Annotated in this window: 16 protein-coding genes; 11 read left to right on the top strand and 5 right to left on the bottom strand. The window is 71.8% G+C overall.

The genetic code is table 11. The features are described from left to right. Position 1 precedes the first annotated feature (1 nt). Positions 2 to 493 (top strand): flavodoxin family protein, encoded by a 492-nt coding sequence (locus ACFSC0_RS08470; RefSeq protein ID WP_377284033.1) that lies wholly within the window; start codon positions 2 to 4, stop codon positions 491 to 493. Positions 494 to 580: 87 nt separating this feature from the next. Here the strand turns inward: ACFSC0_RS08470 and ACFSC0_RS08465 are convergent, their stop codons facing one another. Continuing rightward, the gene (locus ACFSC0_RS08465) at positions 581 to 844 is read right to left on the bottom strand and encodes a hypothetical protein (RefSeq protein ID WP_377284034.1); all 264 of its coding nucleotides are present in this window, start codon (positions 842 to 844) and stop codon (positions 581 to 583) included. Positions 845 to 1,002: 158 nt separating this feature from the next. On the opposite strand from ACFSC0_RS08465, the gene ACFSC0_RS08460 reads away from it, so the two are divergent. From ACFSC0_RS08460 to ACFSC0_RS08425, 8 genes are all read left to right on the top strand, one after another. Beyond that, entirely contained in the window at positions 1,003 to 3,849 is a 2,847-nt protein-coding gene (locus ACFSC0_RS08460; protein ID WP_377284035.1) for a M16 family metallopeptidase, read from the top strand. A 50-nt stretch (positions 3,850 to 3,899) separates the two neighbouring features. Next, the gene (locus ACFSC0_RS08455; RefSeq protein ID WP_377284036.1) at positions 3,900 to 4,247 is read left to right on the top strand and encodes a hypothetical protein; all 348 of its coding nucleotides are present in this window, start codon (positions 3,900 to 3,902) and stop codon (positions 4,245 to 4,247) included. A gap of 134 nt (positions 4,248 to 4,381) precedes the next feature. Beyond that, complete coding sequence (locus tag ACFSC0_RS08450) at positions 4,382 to 6,097, top strand: hypothetical protein (protein WP_377284037.1); 1,716 nt, start codon at positions 4,382 to 4,384, stop codon at positions 6,095 to 6,097. Beyond that, on the top strand, positions 6,084 to 6,446 hold the full coding sequence (locus ACFSC0_RS08445; protein ID WP_377284038.1) for a hypothetical protein: 363 nt from the start codon (positions 6,084 to 6,086) through the stop codon (positions 6,444 to 6,446). The genes ACFSC0_RS08450 and ACFSC0_RS08445 overlap by 14 nt, the downstream gene beginning before the upstream one ends. Then, entirely contained in the window at positions 6,443 to 8,077 is a 1,635-nt protein-coding gene (locus tag ACFSC0_RS08440; protein ID WP_377284039.1) for a M48 family metalloprotease, read from the top strand. The genes ACFSC0_RS08445 and ACFSC0_RS08440 overlap by 4 nt, the downstream gene beginning before the upstream one ends. A 103-nt stretch (positions 8,078 to 8,180) precedes the next feature. After that, positions 8,181 to 8,612 carry a response regulator gene (locus ACFSC0_RS08435; protein ID WP_377284040.1) on the top strand — a complete coding sequence of 144 codons (432 nt, stop codon included), beginning with the start codon at positions 8,181 to 8,183 and terminating at the stop codon, positions 8,610 to 8,612. Between the two features lie 94 nt (positions 8,613 to 8,706). Beyond that, positions 8,707 to 10,209 carry an ATPase domain-containing protein gene (locus ACFSC0_RS08430; protein ID WP_377284041.1) on the top strand — a complete coding sequence of 501 codons (1,503 nt, stop codon included), beginning with the start codon at positions 8,707 to 8,709 and terminating at the stop codon, positions 10,207 to 10,209. Beyond that, a complete protein-coding gene (locus ACFSC0_RS08425) occupies positions 10,206 to 11,933 on the top strand; it encodes a response regulator (protein WP_377284042.1) in 1,728 nt (575 codons plus the stop codon). The genes ACFSC0_RS08430 and ACFSC0_RS08425 overlap by 4 nt, the downstream gene beginning before the upstream one ends. A gap of 35 nt (positions 11,934 to 11,968) precedes the next feature. Here the strand turns inward: ACFSC0_RS08425 and ACFSC0_RS08420 are convergent, their stop codons facing one another. Beyond that, positions 11,969 to 13,879, bottom strand: a complete 1,911-nt coding sequence (locus tag ACFSC0_RS08420; protein WP_377284043.1) for a potassium transporter Kup — start codon at positions 13,877 to 13,879, stop codon at positions 11,969 to 11,971. 188 nt (positions 13,880 to 14,067) lie between these two features. Between ACFSC0_RS08420 and ACFSC0_RS08415 the strand changes: the two genes are divergently transcribed. Then, positions 14,068 to 14,865 (top strand): SDR family NAD(P)-dependent oxidoreductase, encoded by a 798-nt coding sequence (locus ACFSC0_RS08415; protein WP_377284044.1) that lies wholly within the window; start codon positions 14,068 to 14,070, stop codon positions 14,863 to 14,865. Positions 14,866 to 14,893: 28 nt separating this feature from the next. Here ACFSC0_RS08415 and ACFSC0_RS08410 read toward each other — a convergent pair whose 3' ends face one another. After that, positions 14,894 to 15,577: a MarC family protein gene (locus tag ACFSC0_RS08410; RefSeq protein WP_377284045.1), complete on the bottom strand. Its 684-nt coding sequence runs from the start codon at positions 15,575 to 15,577 to the stop codon at positions 14,894 to 14,896. A gap of 96 nt (positions 15,578 to 15,673) precedes the next feature. Between ACFSC0_RS08410 and pyrF the strand changes: the two genes are divergently transcribed. Next, positions 15,674 to 16,366 carry an orotidine-5'-phosphate decarboxylase gene (pyrF, locus tag ACFSC0_RS08405; RefSeq protein WP_377284093.1) on the top strand — a complete coding sequence of 231 codons (693 nt, stop codon included), beginning with the start codon at positions 15,674 to 15,676 and terminating at the stop codon, positions 16,364 to 16,366. Positions 16,367 to 16,460: 94 nt separating this feature from the next. Here pyrF and ACFSC0_RS08400 read toward each other — a convergent pair whose 3' ends face one another. Both ACFSC0_RS08400 and ACFSC0_RS08395 read right to left on the bottom strand, forming a co-directional pair. Further along, positions 16,461 to 16,940, bottom strand: a complete 480-nt coding sequence (locus tag ACFSC0_RS08400) for a hypothetical protein (protein ID WP_377284046.1) — start codon at positions 16,938 to 16,940, stop codon at positions 16,461 to 16,463. Between the two features lie 85 nt (positions 16,941 to 17,025). Continuing rightward, positions 17,026 to 18,195, bottom strand: coding sequence for a serine hydrolase (locus ACFSC0_RS08395; RefSeq protein WP_377284047.1), 1,170 nt, complete (start codon positions 18,193 to 18,195; stop codon positions 17,026 to 17,028). Positions 18,196 to 18,216: the final 21 nt, after the last annotated feature.

Here is an 18,216-nt window from a genome sequence, read left to right as displayed (position 1 = left end):
GATGAAGACGCTGCTGATCGTCTATCACACCCGCACGGGCGGGACCCTGCAGATGGCGACCGCGGCCGCCGAGGCGGCCCGCGCCGAGGCGGGCGTCGAGACGCGCCTGATCCGGGCGGGCGAGGCCACTCCCGACGACGTGCTGGGGGCGGACGGCTACATCTTCGCCTGCCCGGAGAACCTCGCGGCCCTCTCGGGCGAGATGAAGGAGTTCTTCGACCGCTGCTACTACCCCGTGCTCGGCCGCATCGAGGGACGGCCCTACGCGCTGATGGTCTGCGCCGGCAGCGACGGCGAGAACGCGGTCCGCCAGATGGCGCGCATCGCCACCGGCTGGCGGCTGAAGGCGGTGGCCGACCCGATCATCGTCAACACCGCCGCCCAGACGCCCGAGGCCATCCTCGCGCCCAAGACCATCCCCGAGCCCGAACTCGCCCGCTGCGCCGAACTCGGCCAGGCGCTCGCCGCGGGCCTGGCGCTGGGGGTGTTCTGAGAGGGGTGACAGGTAGCGGCTGCGCCGCAACCAGTCACCGGAGCCGTCGGTGACTGGTTGGCGCGCCAGCGCCTACCTGTCACCCCGCTACGGGTTCACCGGCCCCGGCGGCATCTTCTTGTCCTCGGGCGAGCCGGGCGCGGGCGGGGCGGTGGGCGGCGTCTGCGGGATCGAAGGTCCGGGCGGGGTCGTGGGGGCGGGGTTCACCGAGCCGGAGGGCGGCGGCGGCGCGGCGTCCTGGGCCCGCTCGGCCGGCGAAGGCAGGGGCGGCTCGTCCGTGCCCGCCTCATCGTTGGCGCAGGCTGAAAGGGCGAGGGCGAGGCCCGCCGCGGCGAGGGTTCTGAGGATCATGGGGTCGATCTCCTCTCGCCGACACAACCCGCCGGCCGGCCAACGGGTTCTTCGCCACGGCGACGCTGCGGCCGATGATCAGATGACAGCACCGTAACCTTCCCACCCGCGGCGGGAATGCTAAGGGTTGGGCTCTCCGACCTTTTCAGAGTGCATCCATGGTCCGCAGCGCCGTCCTCTGCCTTGTCCTGGCCCTGGGCCTGGCCGCTCCCGCTCACGCCCAGCGGGCGCCGCAGACGCCGCCGCCGGCCGCCGTGCGCACGGCCGAGGTCCCGCCCATCGTCTACAAGGAGCGGACCCTGCCGAACGGGCTGAAGGTCTACTGGTCGCAGGACCGCTCGACCCCGAACGTCACCGTGCAGGTCTGGTACCGGGTTGGATCCAAGGACGATCCGGAGGGCCGCTCGGGCTTCGCCCACCTGTTCGAGCACATGCTGTTCAAGGCCACCCGCAACATGCCGGCCGAGACCATCGACCGGCTGACCGAGGACGTGGGCGGCTTCAACAACGCCTCCACGTGGGACGACTTCACCAACTACTACGAGGTGGTGCCGGCCGAGCACCTGGAGCGGCTGCTGTGGGCCGAGAGCGAGCGGATGGGCTCGCTGGTGGTCGACGAGGCGGTGTTCGCCTCCGAGCGCGACGTGGTGAAGGAGGAGCTGCGCCAGCGGGTGCTGGCCGATCCGTACGGCCGGCTGTTCGCGCTGATGCTGCCGCAGGCGACCTACACCACCCATCCCTACAAGCGGCCGGGGATCGGCTCCATCGAGGAGCTGGACGCCGCCACCATCGACGACCTGCGCGCCTTCCACCAGGCCTACTACCGGCCCGACAACGCCGCCCTGATCGTGGTCGGCAACTTCGACGAGGCGCAGCTGAACGCCTGGGTCGACAAGTATTTCGCGCCCATCCAGCGGCCGGACGCCCCGATCCGGCGCGTCACCGCCCAGGAGCCGCCGCGCGCCAAGGCCGGCGTGTTCGACGGCTACGGCCCCAACGTGCCGCTGCCTGCGGTTGCGATCACCTGGCTGGGCCCCAAGGCGGCCGACCCGGACGCGCCGGCCCTGAAGGTGCTGGACGCCATCCTGTCGGCGGGCAAGTCGTCGCGCCTGTACAACAGCCTCGTCTACGAGAAGCAGATCGCCACCGCGATCTTCTCCAACGCCGACCTGCCGGCCGACCCGGGGATGTTCATGACCGGGGCGATCATGGCCAGCGGCCACGACATCGCCGAGGGCGAGGCGGCCCTGCTGGCCGAGGTCGCCCGGCTGCAGGCGCAGCCGCCGTCAGCCACGGAGCTGGAGGAGGCCAAGAACGAGCTGATCGCCAGCCAGCTGCGCGCGCGCGAGACCATCGACGGCCGCGGCTTCGCGCTCGGCTACGCCCTGATGACCGAGGGCGATGCGGCCCGCGCCAACACCGAGCTCGCCGCCCTGCGGGCAGTGACCGCCGCGGACGTCCAGCGGGTGGCCCGCCAGTACCTGCCGGCCGACAAGCGGATGACCATCCGCTATCGCCCCGAGAGTGAGCGCCCGGCGGGACAGACGGAGGCCAAGGCCGCGCCTCCGAAGGTCGCCTCGGCCAAGTATGACGGCCCGATCGTGACCCTGGCGCCGGAAGGCCAGCGCATCGCCCCGCCGCCGATCGGCACGCCGGTGGAGCCGGTGCTGCCCAAGCCGGTCGAGCGCACCCTCGCCAACGGCCTCAGGGTGATCGTCGCCCAGTCGTCCGAGCTGCCGCTGGTCAGCGCCGACCTGATCGTCAAGACCGGCGCCTGGGCCGACCCGCAGGGCCTGGCCGGCGCGACCAGCATGACCGCCGGCATGCTCACCGAGGGCACCCGCACCCGCAGCGCCCAGGAGATCGCCACCCAGGTCGAGGCGCTGGGCGCCACGCTGGGCTCCGGCGCCGGCGTGGAGTCCACCTCGGTCAGCCTGAACGCCATGCCCGACAAGCTGCCGGCCGCGATGGCCATCATGGCCGATGTCGCCAGGAACCCGGCCTTCGCCGCCGAGGAGCTGGAGCGGCAGCGGCAGCTGGCGCTGGACTCGCTGCAGGTCGCCTACCAGGAGCCGGGCTCCATCGCCGGCTTCGCCTCCGCGCCCGTGGTGTTCGGCGGCACGCCTTTCGGCCATGTCGCCGAGGGCACGCCCGCCTCGATCGCCAAGCTGACGCCGGCCGAACTGGCCAGGATCCACGGCGCCTACTTCCGGCCGGACAACGCCATCCTGGTGCTGACCGGGGCGATCACCCCCGAGCAGGGCTTCGCCCTGGCCGAGCAGGCGTTCGGCGACTGGAAGAAGCCGGCCGGCGCGCCGCCGGCCCAGCCGCAGATCACCCCGAACCCGAAGCCGCGGGCGGTGGCCATCGACCTGCCCGGCACCGGCCAGGCGGCGGTGACGGTGGTCAAGCCGGCCATCCCGCGGTCCAGCCCGGCCTATTACCCGGGCATCGTCACCAACAGCATCCTCGGGACCGGCTACTCCTCGCGGCTGAACCAGGAGATCCGCATCAAGCGCGGCCTCTCCTACGGCGCGGGCTCCAGCCTCTCGGCCCGGCGCACCACCGGCGCCTTCAGCGCCCGGGCGCAGACCAAGAACGAGTCGGCCGCCGAGGTGCTGGACCTGATCCGGGCCGAGATGAAGAAGCTGGCCGACGCGCCTCCGGGGCCCGACGAGCTGAAGGCCCGCAAGTCGGTGCTGATCGGCGGGTTCGGCCGCCAGCTCGAGACCACCTCGGGGCTGGCCGGCATCCTCGGCAACTACGCCCTCTACGGCATCGACCTGTCGGAAGTCTCCGCCTACACCGGCAAGGTCGAGGCGGTGAGCGCCGACCAGGTGCAGGGCTTCGCCCGCCAGATGCTCGATCCGGCCCAGGCCAGCGTCATCGTCGTCGGCGACGGCAAGGCCTTCATCGACCCGCTGAAGAGCCGAGCGCCGAACCTGGAGGTCATCCCGGCCGCCGAGCTCGACCTCGACTCGCCGTCCTTGCGGAAAGCGAAATAAGCTTGGTTTCCATTCACTTGCAGGCAACCATCGCGCTCTAGGATGGGCGCATGGCCGCGAACACCGCATCCAACGCCGACGCCCGGAGCAGCGCCCGCCGACGCACGCTGCTCCGCGGCCGGATCTGCTGGGGCCCGCACCATGCGATCTCCGCCGACTGCGCGATCCGCGACATCAGCGAAACCGGCGCCCAGCTGCGGCTGCCGGTCACCCAGGCGCTGCCGCCGACCTTCGCGCTGATCCACATCCTGGACGGCTGCGCCTACGAGGCGGTGCTGGCCTGGCGCAAGGGCGAGTTCGCCGGCGTGAAGTTCCTCACCAAGCACGACCTGAAGGTTCCCGGGCCGCGCGAACTGCTGGCCCTGCGTCAGGTCTGGCTGGCGCTCGCGCCTTCGTGAGCGGCCCGCCGCCGAACTTTTCCCCATCCCGGCGGTAGTAGCGCGCCCGTTAACCAACGGTTCTTCGGTTATTCAACAGCTTGACGGCGACTGGACTGGGGCGTTCAGTCCCTCCCGGACGGGGAGTACCAGGGGTGATCTCGGCGAAGAGCGTGCTGAAAGCGCTCGCCGTCAGCCTGCTGCTGGCGGCAAGCGCCTATGCCGCGTCGAAAATCGACCTGTTCGGGCTGGAGTCCAATTCCGACCGGCTCGCCGACCAGGTCTATCAGCGCATCACCGCGGCCGAGTACGGCCAGGACCGCAAGGGCCAGCAGGCGGTCAGCGTCGTCTATCTGGACGAAGCCTCGGTCGAGGCGCTGAAGGGCTTCGGCTGGAACCGCTTCCCGCCGACCTTCGACCAGCAGTGGCTGATGCTGGACGATCTTCTCAATGTCGGCGGGGCCCCGCCGGCGGCGATGTTCATGGACTTCGTCTACCTGGGCCAGGGCGGCATGGCCGAGGGCTTCGACGGCTTCGTGCAGGGCATCGCCGGGGCCACCCGCGCCGACGTCTGGGCCGACAAGCCGGGCTGCCGCACCGATCCGCTGATCAAGATCGCCTGCATCGTCGAGGCGGGCGGCGTGCCGTTGATCTTCGCCAAGCCCTCGCCCACCGACCTCGAGCTGTTCACCGAGGCGCAGGCGGCCATGGACCGGGTCGCCGTCCTGGCGCCGGCGCTGGTGGCCGAGGACGCCTACCCGCTGATCACCGCCTACGACTTCGACGCCGCCAAGGCCGCCCGGCTGGGGGTGGCGCGGTTCGACATCTCGCCGGCCATGGCGATGTACGCCGCTTGGTGCCTGCGCCAGGCCGACGGCTGCGGGATCGCCGAGTTCCGCGACCTGAAGCGCCGCGCCAAGGCGGCGCTGGCCGGCGGCGAGGCGGCCTCGCCGACCTTCGCCAAGGTGTTCGACGCGCCGCTGGACGTGGTCTGGGGCTCGCGCCCCGACCCGGCCTTCCTGACCATGACCCAGGCCGTCAGCGGACAGCCGGCGCCCTGCCGCGGCGACGCCGTCGGCTGGCGCGAGCGGCTGGGCGAGCAGATGGCCGGTCTGCGCGGCCCCGGCGACGGGGCCCGCCAGGAGTGCCCCTACACCCTGAGCCTCGGCTACGACCGGCTGGTGGCCGGCCACGGCCTGCAGCCGGAGGATCTGGAGCGGCTGCTGGCCGGGCGGCTGGTGATGGTCGGCGGCCACTTCCGCGCCTCCAGCGACTGGGTGGAGAGCCCGGTCCACGGCCAGGTCCCGGGCGTGCAGTTCCACGCCATGGCGCTGGACAACCTGGTGGAGGACGGCGCCGACTACCGCCGCAACGGCGAGGCCCTGCTGGACTCCGACCTGCTGGAGAGCCTGCTGGTCGCCGCCCTGGCGTTCTGCGGCGTGCTGGGCGTGATGACCCGCAACAACCTGCTCGACAAGGCCGAGGCGGCCGGCATGGAGCCGCGCCTGCGTTCGGCCGTCTACGGGCCCCTCTACATCGCCCTGTTCGCCACCTCGATCGGCGTCGTCGCCTTCGCGACCTGGCTTGGGGTGACGGTGCTTCACCGCTCGCCGATCAACTGGATCGGCATCTGCGGCGTCGCCATGGGCTTCCTGTTCTACGCCACCCGCCAGACGCTTCCGGCGGACCTCACCGGCTCGCTGGAGCGGGTGCGGATCGTCCGGCGACTGCTCGCCTGGTGCCGGCTGTGCCTGAATTCCCTCAAGTTCGAAGAGGACCGGCTGCTGCCCGTAAGGCCGCCGCCGGCCGCTTCCCCGCAAACCCCTGAAACAACGGCTGTTCCGGAGTCTCCCGCCCATGCGCAAAGCTAGCCTCGCCCTCCTGGCCCTGATCGCCCTGCCCGGCGCCGCCTTCGCCGAAAGCAACGGCAATGTCGTCAAGGCCCTGCGCCCGCAGCTGCGCACCTTCGACGCCGAAGGCGCGCCGCTGGGCCAGATCGCCTCCAAGGACCTGAAGCTGCCCGCGCCGATCGTCGGCTACGGCAAGGGCAACAGCGTCGGCGTCAACCACGGCGGCGCCGTCGTCTACCTGCGCGGCCTGGACGTCCAGACCGACGGCAAGGCGGCCTGCGCGCCGGTGCAGTCGTCGGCCCGGGCCAAGGGCTCGGCCTACGCCGCCACCAACATGGGCTTGGGCGGCGGCTGCGAGCGTCCGCAATGAGACCCCTGTCCCGCGCCACGGCGCTCGCCGGCGCCGCCCTGATCGCCCTCGGCTCGGTCCAGCCGGCCTTCGCCGCGCCTCGCGGCGGCTTCTCGGTTTCCGGCAAGGATGGCCCGTTCATCAAGCAGGTCGCGGGCCGCACGCTGGGCGGGGCCGGAGGCGGCGGCGCGGCCATGGGGCTGGCGTCCGACGCCATCAACCAGGGCCAGTACCAGGCCGCCCGCCTGCGCATGCCGCAGACCGAGGCCAAGATCGCCGAGCTGCTCGGCCGGATCGAGGCCAACTGGCCCTACGACAAGAGCGCGCCGGTCCAGGTCCACATCCTGGGGGTCGACAACTACAACGCCTACGCCCTGCCGGACGGCTCGATCATCGTCGGCTTCGGCCTGCTGGACATGGCCCAGTCGGACGACGAGGTCGCCTTCATCCTGGCCCACGAGCTGGCGCACATCCGCCTCAACCACTTCGAGAAGGCCGAGGCGCCGGCCTCCAGCGGCGGCGGCCTCAGCAAGGCGGCGACGGTGCTGGCGGTCGGCGCGGCGGTTGGCGCGGCCTCCGGCGGGTTCGGCAGCCTCGACCCGGCGGCGCTGGACGCCACCCGGCGGGCGACGGCGGCCAACGACCTTCTGAACTTCATGAACAACACCATGGTCTCGCCGGACCACACCCGCGAGAAGGAGGACGAGGCCGACGCCCTAGGCTTCGACCTGGCCAATCTCGCCCCCTACTCGGCCGAGACCGCCTCGGCCCGGGTGTTCGACACCATCCAGGCGGACGAGGACCGGCGCGCCAAGCTGAGCGAGGCGCTCAACGACCAGCTGAAGAAGGAGCTCGGCGCGGCGGTGAAGGACGGCCGGGCCGCCTCCCTGGTGATGACCGGCATGTCGGGCGGCTCGCTGCGCGGCGGCCTGCTGCAGGGCGCCGCCCGCATCGGCCTGGGCGTCGCGGCCCAGCGGTCCGGTGACGGGCCCAAGCACCGCAAGCCGGAAGAGCGCAAGGCCGGCATCGCCGACTATTCGGTCACCGCCTATCCGGAGGGCCTGCCGCTGCGCGACGAGCAGAAGGCCTGGCTGGACGACCTGCGCGCCACCTCCGAGTACCAGGAGGCCAAGATCGCCGTCGCGGCGGTGAAGCAGGCGATGATCAACCGCGCGGCCGGCGACTACACCGGCGCCGAGAACGAGCTCGCCAAGGTCGGGACCACCCAGTTCGCCGCCTCCCCCCTGGTGCTCAACGAGATGGCCCGGGTGCGCGGCGACATGGGCGATCCGGCCCGCTCCAACGAGCTGTTCAACCAGGCCCACCAGAGCCCGGACCAGACGGTGGACGGCTACGTCGACCACGTCCGGATGCTCTACCAGGCCGGCAAGGCCGACGATGCGGTCGGCGTGGTCGACCTCGGCGCGGCCCGCTTCAACGGCGACGAGAAGCCGTTCCTGTCGCTGCTGATCGCCATCTACAAGACCAACAAGATGGAGGCCGAGGCCGAGCAGTACCTGCAGAAGTGCGCCGCGCACCGCGACCCCGGACTGACCAAGGACTGCGAGCTGGCCTACGGCGGACCGGCCGCCGGGGGCGGCGGCCGGGGCGGGATGCCGAGCCTCGGCATCGGCGGCCTGCTCGGGCGCTGACCGCCGCACCGCCTGCGGCCCCGCGCCGCAGGCGGTAACCCTGTCCGTTCACCACGGCTTCGAAGTCGCAGCGTGAGATGGGCGCGCAGAGGGAGAGGCGCCCATGCCCCAGACCGCGCGCGTTCTCGTGGCCGACCACGACCCCGTCCAGCGGGCCATCGTCGCCGGGATGCTCGACCTGGCCGGCTTCGACTGCGAGGAGGCGCTCGACGGGGAAGCGGCGCTCCAGGCCCTCGCCTGCCGGCCCGCCGACGTCGTGGTCCTGGAAATGCTGATGCCGAACAAGGACGGCATCGAGGTGCTGATCCACATCAAGCGCGAGTGGCCGGACACCAAGGTGCTGACCATCTCCGCCGGCGGGCTCATGAGCCCGGCCCAGCTGCTGCACCTGTCGCGGGCGCTGGGCGCGGACGCGACCATGGCCAAGCCGTTGCGGCGCGGCGCGTTCGTCGCCGCCGTCCGCGATCTGGCCGGCCGCTCTCCGCGGGCGGCCGCCGAGCCGGCTGGCGCGGCGTCCGACGCGGCCTGGCCGTAGCCGGCAAGCTCAAGCGTCGCCATTCGCCTGGCCGCAGCCAAAGCCGCGCTTTCGCGTTGGTGCTGAACGGGTGTCGCACAGGAGGAGCGAGGATTTGTCCGAGGATCGGACCGCGACCGGTCGCGGTGAAGCGGGCACCGGGGTGATCGGGCTGGACGACATCCTCGCCGGGGGGCTGTCCCGCGACCGGCTCTACCTCGTGGAGGGCAGCCCCGGAACGGGCAAGACCACCGCGGCTCTCCAGTTCCTGCTGGACGGCGTGGCGAAGAACGAACGCTGCCTCTACATCACGCTGTCGGAGACCGAGGACGAGCTGCGCGACAGCGCCGCCGCGCACGGCTGGTCGCTCGACGGGCTGGACATCTTCGAGCTGGTGCCGCCGGAGAGCCTGCTGGACGAGCAGCAGCAGCAGAGCCTGCTCTATTCCTCCGACCTGGAGCTCGGCGAGACCACGCGGATGATCTTTGACGCGGTCGAGCGGACGCAGCCGTCCCGCGTGGTCATCGACAGCCTCTCCGAAATCCGCCTCCTGGCCCAGAGCTCGCTGCGCTACCGGCGCCAGGTGCTGGCCCTGAAGCACTATTTCGCCAAGCGCCGCGCCACCGTGCTGCTGCTCGACGACCTGACGGCCGAGACCCACGACAAGACCGTGCACAGCGTCGCCCATGGGGTGATCCGGCTCGAGGAGCTGGCGCCGAACTACGGGGCCGAGCGCCGCCGCGTCCGGATCATGAAGTACCGCGGCCGCCGCTTCCGCGGGGGCTTCCACGACTTCACCATCAAGACCGGCGGGCTGGAGGTCTATCCCCGGCTGGTGGCCCTGGAGCATCGCACCGAGTTCGACCGAAGCCGCCTCTCCAGCGGCATCGCGGGCCTGGACGATCTGCTGGGCGGCGGCCTCGAGCGTGGATCCAGCACCCTGGTGCTGGGGCCGGCCGGCACCGGCAAGTCGCTGCTGACCATCCTGTTCGCCGTCGCCGCCATCCGCCGCGGGGAGACCGCGGCCATGTTCGTGTTCGACGAGGAGCTCGGCCTGCTGTTCGCCAGGGCCAGAGGCCTGGGCATCGACCTGGCCTCGCTGCAGGATGAAGGCAAGCTCCTGATCCAGCAGATCGACGCGGCCGAGCTCTCGCCCGGCGAGTTCACCGCCATGGTCCGCCATTGCGTCGAGCGCTCCGACGCCAAGACGATCGTGGTCGACAGCCTGAACGGCTACCAGGCGGCGATGCCCGAGGAGCAGTTCCTCATCCTGCACATGCACGAGCTGCTGCAGTATCTGAACCGGCAGGGCTGCAACACGATCCTGACGGTGGCCCAGCACGGGCTGGTGGGCGAGATGAAGGCCCCGGTGGACGTGACCTACCTCGCCGACACCGTCATCCTGCTCCGCTACTTCGAGGCCAGGGGCGCGGTGCGCCGGGCGGTCTCGGTGATCAAGAAGCGCGCCGGCCCGCACGAGAAGACCATCCGCGAGATGTTCATCGACGACCGCGGCCTGGTGCTCGGCCCGCCGCTGACCGATTTCCACGGGATCCTGCGCGGCGTTCCCGACCTGCTGGACCGGCCCCCCGCGAGCCGGCCCGAAGCCGTCGTATGAGCCCGGACGAACGGGCGGAACGGGCGCTGGTGCTGGCGCCCCTCGGGCGCGATGCGAAGGTCGCCGCCGCGATCCTGGCCGAGGCGCGGACGCCGGCGACCATCTGCGCCGACCTGCCCGCGCTGTGCCGGGCGCTGCACGAGGGCGCCGGCGTGGCGGTGGTGGCCGAGGAGGCCCTGCGCACGGCGGACCTGGCCGAACTCGCCCACTGGATCTTCGGCCAGCCTCCGTGGTCCGACATGCCGTTCGTCCTCCTGACGCCCCGCGGCGGCGGACTGGAGCGCAACCCCTCGGCCGCCCGCCTCACCGCGGCCCTGGGCAACGTCACCTTCCTGGAGCGTCCCTTCCATCCGACCACCCTGGTCAGCGTCGTGCGCACGGCCCTTCGCGGACGGCGGCGCCAGTACGACGCGCGCGAGCGCATGGACCAGATCCGCTCGGCCGAGGCGCTGCTCGAACGGCGGGTCGCCGAGCGGACCGAGGAGCTGGAGGCGGCCAACCGGCAGCTCGCCGCCGAGATCGTCGAGCGCGAGCGCGTCGAATGGGCGCTGCGCCAGGCCCAGCGGCTGGAGGCCGTCGGCCAGCTCACCTCCGGCGTGGCGCACGACTTCAACAACCTGCTGATGGTCGTCCTCGGCAACCTGCGGCAGCTGCAGAACGAAAACCTGGGGCCGGCCATCGATCGGCGCCTGAGGATGATGGGCGAGGCGGCCGAGCGCGGGGCCAAGCTGACCGCCCAGATGCTGGCCTTCTCCCGGCGCCAGAAGCTCGAGCCGCGCCCGGTCGACCTGAACGAGACCGTGGCCGCGATGCGCGACCTGCTGCAGAGCACCATGGGCGGCAGCGTCGCCCTGTCGACCGAGCTCGATCCCGACCTTTGGCCGGCGATGATCGACCCCACGCAGATCGAGCTGGTGATCCTCAACCTGGCGATCAACGCCCGGGACGCCATGGAGGTGGGCGGGGCGCTGACGGTGCGCACCGCCAACGCCGTGCTCGGCGAGCCGCAGCGGGCCGAGGAGCCGCCGCCTGGCGAATACGTCATGGTGTCGGTGAGCGACACGGGGTCGGGCATGACCGAGGAGGTGCTCGCCAAAGCCTTCGAGCCCTTCTTCACCACCAAGGAGGTGGGACGCGGCTCGGGGCTCGGGCTCAGCCAGGTGTTCGGCTTGGCCAAGCAGTCGGGCGGGGGCGTGCGCATCGACACAGAGATGGGCGCGGGCACGTCGGTGAACGTCTACCTGCCGCGCGCCTCGACGGCCGCGGGCGCCGAGGAGGAGGAGGCGGGCGCCGCGCCTCAAGACCTGCCCGGCGACGCCGTGGCGCTGCTGGTCGACGACGATGCGGCGGTGCGCGAGATCACCGCGGCCATGCTCCGCGACATCGGCCTGCAGGTGATCGAGGCCGGCAGCGGCGGCGAGGCCCTGGAGCTGCTGGAGCGGCGGGAGCGGCTCGACCTGGTGCTGATGGATTTCGCCATGCCCGGCATGAACGGCGCCGAACTGGCCCGCGAGGTCCGCGCCCGGCGCCCCGGCCTGCCGGTGCTCTTCGCCACCGGCTATGCGGGCGCCGAGGACCTGGTGGGGGCTGGCGACGAGCTGATCGTGCTGAAGCCGTTCGCCGCCGACCAGCTCGCCAGCAAGGTGGCCGCGGCCCTGGACGCGGCCGGCGCCCGCCGGTCCGGACGGGCCGGCGGCTGCGCCTCCGCGCCCGCGCCGGCCTAGAGCCTGGAGCGCGTTCGGGCTCCGCCCGTCGTGCTCTAGACGGTCACCTGCGTCCCGAGCTCGACCACGCGCCCGGGCGGGATCTTGTAGAAGTCGGTTGGATTGGCGGCGTTCTTCATCAGGAAGATGAAGATCTTGTCCTGCCACATCGGCATGCCCGACTGGGCCGAGGGCACCACCGAGCGCCTTCCCAGGAAGAAGCTGGTGGCCATGATGTCGAACTTCAGCCCCATCTTGCGGCACAGGCTGAGCGCCTTGGGAATGTTGGGGCTCTCCATGAAGCCGTAGGAGACCACGACCTTCTTGAAGTCGTCGTCGATCGGCTCGATCCGCACCCGGTCCTGATCCTTCACGCGCGGGATCTCCGCCGCCTCGACCGAGAGGATGATGTTCTTCTCGTGCAGGATCTTGTTGTGCTTCAGGTTGTGCATCAGCGCGACCGGAGCCATCTCGGGATCCGAGGTCAGGAACACGGCCGTCCCGGGCACCCGGTGCGGGCCGCGGGCGCGCAGGATCTCGGACAGCTCGGCCATCGGCACGGAGTCACGGCGGGTCTTCTCGGCGAGGATCTGGGTGCCGCGCGTCCAGGTCCACATCACCATCACGAGGGCGGCGCCGAGCACCAGAGGCGCCCAGGCGCCTTGCGGGATCTTCAGCAGGTTGGCGCCGACGAAGATGACGTCGATCGACCCGAACGCGACCGCGGCGCCGACCGCCTGCCACATGGGCCGCTTCCAGAAGTAGCGGATGATCACATAGAACAGCGCCGTATCGACCAGCATGGCCCCCGTCACCGCGATCCCGTAGGCCGCGGCCAGGTTGGTCGAGTTGCGGAACATGAAGATCAGGACGAGCACGCCGACCAGCAGGGCGTTGTTCACCTGGGGGACGAAGATCTGGCCCGCCTGGGTCTCGCTGGTCCGCTTGATTTCGATGCGCGGGAACAGGCCCAGCTGCACCGCCTGCTGGGTCACCGAGAAGGCGCCGGTGATCACCGCCTGCGAAGCGATGATCGTCGCCGCCGTCGCCAGCAGCAGCACCGGCCAGAAAGCGAACTCCGGGATCATCTCGAAGAAGGGGCTCACCCGGGTCTCCGGATGGGCGAGCACCATGGCGCCCTGGCCGAAATAGTTGAGCAGCAGGCAGGGCAGCACCAGGAAGCCCCACGCCGCCCGCAGCGGGCCTTTGCCGAAGTGGCCCATGTCCGCGTAGAGCGCCTCGGCCCCGGTCACCGCCAGGAAGACGCCGCCGAGGATGATGAGGCCCAGGAAGCCGTTGTCGGCGATGAACATCAGCCCGTAGTGCGGCGACAGGCCGCGCACGATGGAGAGGTCGTCGGCGATGTGCAGCACGCCCAGGGCGCCCAGCGTCAGGAACCAGACGACCGTGATGGGCCCGAAGAAGCGGCCGACGCTCGCCGTGCCGCGCGACTGCACCAGGAAGAGGGCGAGCAGGATCGCAATGGCGATCGGGGTGATGAACGGGTGCAGCGCCGCGCCAACGCCAGGCGCGCGCTCGAGGCCCTCGACCGCGCTCATCACCGACACCGCCGGGGTCAGCACGCCATCGCCATAGAACAGCGCCGCCCCGATCAGTCCGAGGACGAACACCCACGGGGAGCGGTGGCCGATGGCGCGCTGCGCCAGGGCCATCAGCGCCAAGGTGCCGCCCTCACCCTTGTTGTCGGCTCTCAGAAGGAAGACGACGTACTTGACGGTGACGATCAGCAGCAGCGCCCAGGTGATCAGCGAGACGACGCCGAGCACGGCCGCCTCGCCGGCCGCGCCGCCGGAGGGGGCCGCCTCCAGCGCCACGCGCATGGCGTAGAGCGGGCTGGTGCCGATGTCGCCGAAGACGACTCCCACGGACCCAATCGTGAGAGCCCAGAAGCCTTCCTTGCGATGGCCGTGCGACGCCTCGTCGGGCGACATGGCTGCCTCAGCCATCCACAGTCTCCGGGAACGCCGAACGCGGTTCCTAGGCGGCGCCATGCCGTCGTGCGGGCGGCGCTCTACACCCAATGCATGGGCGGTTCAATCGCGAGCGTCGCCGCGGGCGAGTGACGCGGGAACCCGTCGCTTGACGCTTGCGCCGGGCCTGCCACCTTCCGGGCATCGCTCGCTCGGGGGGCTTCATGGACCGCAAACTCGCCCTGGTGACCGGCGCCTCCGCCGGCATCGGCGCCGCCTTCGCCCGCATCTTCGCCAGCCACGGCTACGACGTGGCACTGACGGCGCGCAGGTCCGACCGGCTGGAGCGGCTGGCCGAGGACATCCGCCTGCGGCACGGAGTGGAGACGCTGGTGCTGCCGGCGGACCTGGCCCGCCCCGAGGCGCCCGGCGAGATCCTCGCCGGCCTGGAGGCCCACGGCCGGGCCGTGGACGCGCTGGTCAACAACGCCGGCTACTCGCCCGGGGGGTTCACCGAGACCGCCTGGGAGGAGCAGCAGGCGGCCCTGCAGGTGATGCTGGTCTCGGTGTGCGAGCTGACCCACCGGGTGCTGCCGCGGATGGTCGAGGAGCGGTTCGGGCGGATCGTCAACGTCGCGTCCCTGGCCGGCCTGCTGCCCGGGGCGGCGGGGAACACCCTCTATGCGGCGACCAAGAGCTTCCTGATCCGCTTCTCCCAGAGCCTGCATCTGGAGAACCAGGCCCACGGGGTGCACGTCAGCGCGCTGTGCCCCGGCTTCACCTATTCCGAGTTCCACGACGTCAGCGGCGCCCGCGAGCGGGTGACCGCCGCCACCCCCGAATGGCTGTGGCAGGGCGCCGACGAGGTCGCCGCCGTCGGCTATGAGGCGGTGGAGGCCGGCCGCGCCCTGGCCGTGCCCGGCGCGCCGAACAAGGCCATCGCCGCCGCCGTCCGGCTGATGCCGGAGGAATGGACCCTCTCCCTCGTCGCCAACCAGGGCGGGCGCTTCCGGAAGCTTTAGGACCTCTCCCCGCTTTGCGGGGAGAGGTCTACTCGGCGTACGGCGCGGCGGCGTCGGCGCGGATGACGCCGTTGGTGGAGTCGGCGATGCCGACCATCACGAACTGGACGGCCATCGCGCAGAGGATGAGGCCCAGCACCCGCACCACGATGGAGGTGCCGATCTTGCCCAGCACCCGGCCCACCAGGTGGCTGGCGGCGAACGCGGCGAGGACCAGCAGCGCGATGGCGGCGATGGTCCCCAGCCCGATGGCCGTGCCGGTGAGGCCGTAGGGCCTGGCCTCGCTGGCGTAGATGATCACCGTCGAGATGGCGCCCGGGCCGATCAGCAGCGGCATGCCGAACGGCACGATCAGGCCGGCGAACCGGCGCCGGGCCCAGCTGCGGGCGTCGCCCTCGCCCTCGGCCACGGCGGCGAATCGGGCGGTGAAGTCCTCGCGCGCCATCTCCAGCCCCAGCAGGAAGAGGATCACGCCGCCGGCGATCCGGAAGGCCGGCAGGGAAATGCCGAAGAAGGCCAGCAGCGACAGGCCGGTGAAGTAGAAGAAGGTCAGGAAGCCCAGCACGAAGAGGGCGATGTAGGCGGCCACCAGCCGCCGCCCGCGCGGGTCCGCGCCGGTCGTCGCGGCGGCGAACAGCGGCACGTTGCCGATCGGATCGATCAAGGCGAACAGGGCGATGAAGAAGTTGACCGCGAAGTCCCACTGGCTCATGCAGGGCTCTTAGCCCAAATCGTCACGCGCGCCGACTGGCGCGCACCCGCCACGGAGACCTCCGCCATGGCCGCCCCTGCGCTCGCCGCCGCCCCCTTGCCTGCCGATCCGCGGCTGATCGTGGCCCTGGACGTGCCTACGGCCGACGAGGCCCGGGCGCTGGTCCAGGCGCTGGGCCAATCGGTCAGCTTCTACAAGGTGGGCCTGGAGCTGTTTGCGAGCGGCGGCGGCATGGCGCTCGCCGGCGAGCTGAAGGCCCAGGGCAAGCAGGTGTTCCTGGACTGGAAGCTGCACGACATCGGCACAACGGTGCAGCGGGCCGCCGCCGCCCTGGCGCAGGCCGGCGGCGACCTCTTGACCGTGCACGGCGAGCCGCAGGTGATGGAAGCGGCGGTGCGCGGCCGGGGCCGCTCGGACCTGAAGATCCTGGCGGTGACCGTGCTGACCAGCCTGGGCGACGCCGACCTGACCGAGATGGGCTACGCCGAGACCGCCCGCGCCCTGGTGGAGCGGCGGATCCACCAGGCGATCCGCGCCGGCTGCGAGGGCGTGGTCGCCAGCCCGCACGAGGCGGCCCTGGCCCGCAAGATCGGCGGCCCGGGCTTCCTGGTGGTGACGCCCGGCGTGCGGCCCGACTGGTCGGCGAAGAACGATCAGGCGCGGGCCGCCACGCCCCGAGAGGCCCTGGCCAACGGCGCCTCGCACATCGTCGTCGGCCGCCCGATCACCGCCGCCAACGACCCCTTCGAGGCCGCCCAGCGGATCGTGGCCGAGATCGCCGGGGTCTGAGACGGCCGCCGGCCGATCCGGGACCCAGCTACGACGCTCGGAGCTGATCCGGGTCCCGGCTCTTCGCTGCGCGTCGGCCGGGATGACGGCGGGATCAGTGGCCCTTGCCGCCTTTGTGGCCCTTGTGATGGCCCTTGAACCCGCCGCGGAAGCGGACCGAGACGCTGGCGTGGGCCGAGGCGCGCGCGGAGGCGAAGGCCGAGGCGTGGGCGCCTGCGCCGGCGCCGGCGCCCACGACGACGAAGCCGCCGCCGCCGTACCAGCCGCCGTCGGGAATCGGCCCGACGCCGCCCGCGTCGTAGAAGAAGCTCGCCGGCAGGGTCAGCTCCCCGCAGGCCTCGAAGCAGCGGGGCGGCGGCGCGCAACGGTCGTCGCATGGGTCGAAGCCGCCCCGCCGGCCGTGCTCATACCGCTCGTAACGCTCCCAGCCGCCCTCGCGGTAATGCTCCTCATGGCTCCAGCCGCCGCCGTAGCTGTGGTGGTCCATCCGGCCGCAGGCGCGCTCGTCGGGGCAGGCCAGGGCCGCGCCTGCGGAGAGGCTGAAGGCGACTGCGAGAAGTGCGGTGAGCCGCATCGCGCGCTCCTTAACGAAAGCTTTACGGCAACCTAGGCGCGGCGGGGCCGGTCTTCCAGCGCATGCACCCCCAAGGCGAGCGGGACTATTCGGAGAGCTCGCCGGGCTTTCGCAGGCTGGCGAGTTCGGCGGCCGGCCCGGCCTCGGCCGCCCAGCTCTCGGCGACGGCGCGGCTGACCGCCTGCATGAACGCCAGGCGCTGGGGCACCGGCTTGTGGGTCCGGCGCATCATCACCGCGACGGCGTAGGTCCGCCCGTCCGGGGCGGTGAGCAGGCCCACGTCGTTGATCCCGATCGAATAGCCGCGCAGGTCCTGGCCGGTGCCGGTCTTGTGGGCGATCGACCAGCCGAGCGGCAGGCCGCCCTTCAGCCGGTTCGGGCCGGTGTTGGCCTCGGCCATCATCGCCAGCAGCACGCCGGTGGCGCCGGGCGACAGCACCTCGCCCCGCTTCAGCGCCACGAGCGCCTTGGCGATGGCCGCCGGGCTCGCGCCGTCGAGCGGCTGGGCCAGGTAGGCGTCCATCGCCTGATCGCGGGCCCAGTCCGGCAGCGCGGCGCGCGCCTGCTGGAAGGCCCGGCCATAGCCGTACTCGGGCCGCCAGGAGAGGCCGGCGATCTGGGCCTGCAGGTCGCGCTCCTCGGCGCCGATGCCGACGCCCTCCAGGTTCAGCCGCCGAAGCGTCTCGTCCACCGTCTCGACGCCGCCGACGGTGCGGATGAGCTTGTCGTTGGCCGCGTTGTCGCTCTGGGCCAGCGCCCGCAGCATCAGCTCGCGCACGGTGGTGCGATAGCCGCCGGCGGAGAGTTGCTTGACGATCGGCTGGAAGAAGACGCTGCGGTCCGCGTCCTCGAACACCACCTCCTGCTCGAGCGAGAGCTCGCCGCGGTCGACGGCGTCGAGCGCCGCGACGGCCACCCAGAGCTTGGAGACGCTCTGCTGCGGATAGGGGGTGTCGCCGTCGACGGACGTGATCCAGCCCTGGTCCACGTCGGCGACCGCCACGCCCACCGGCTCGCCCCAGGCGGCGGCCAGCGCCTCCAGCCGCGCGGTCAGCTGTGGCGGCGGCTCCGGCTGGACGTCGGGCCAGGCGAGGGGAAGGACGGCGGGCGGCGGGGCGGCGGCGGCCGCGACGGTGGGGCTCGCCCGGTCCATGGCGGCCAGGCCGGTGGCGAGCGCCGCGGCGACGGCCGCCAGGCCGGCGAGGCCCGCGATCCAGGCCCCTCGGGAGACGCGTCTGACACTAAACCCCGACATCGGACATAGAACGCGCCAGGA

Source organism: Phenylobacterium terrae, from assembly GCF_042681205.1.
In the GTDB taxonomy this organism is placed as follows: Bacteria; Pseudomonadota; Alphaproteobacteria; order Caulobacterales; family Caulobacteraceae; genus Phenylobacterium; species Phenylobacterium terrae.
The sequence above is the reverse complement of the archived record's forward strand: the minus strand, read 5'-3'. Positions and strand labels throughout refer to the sequence as shown.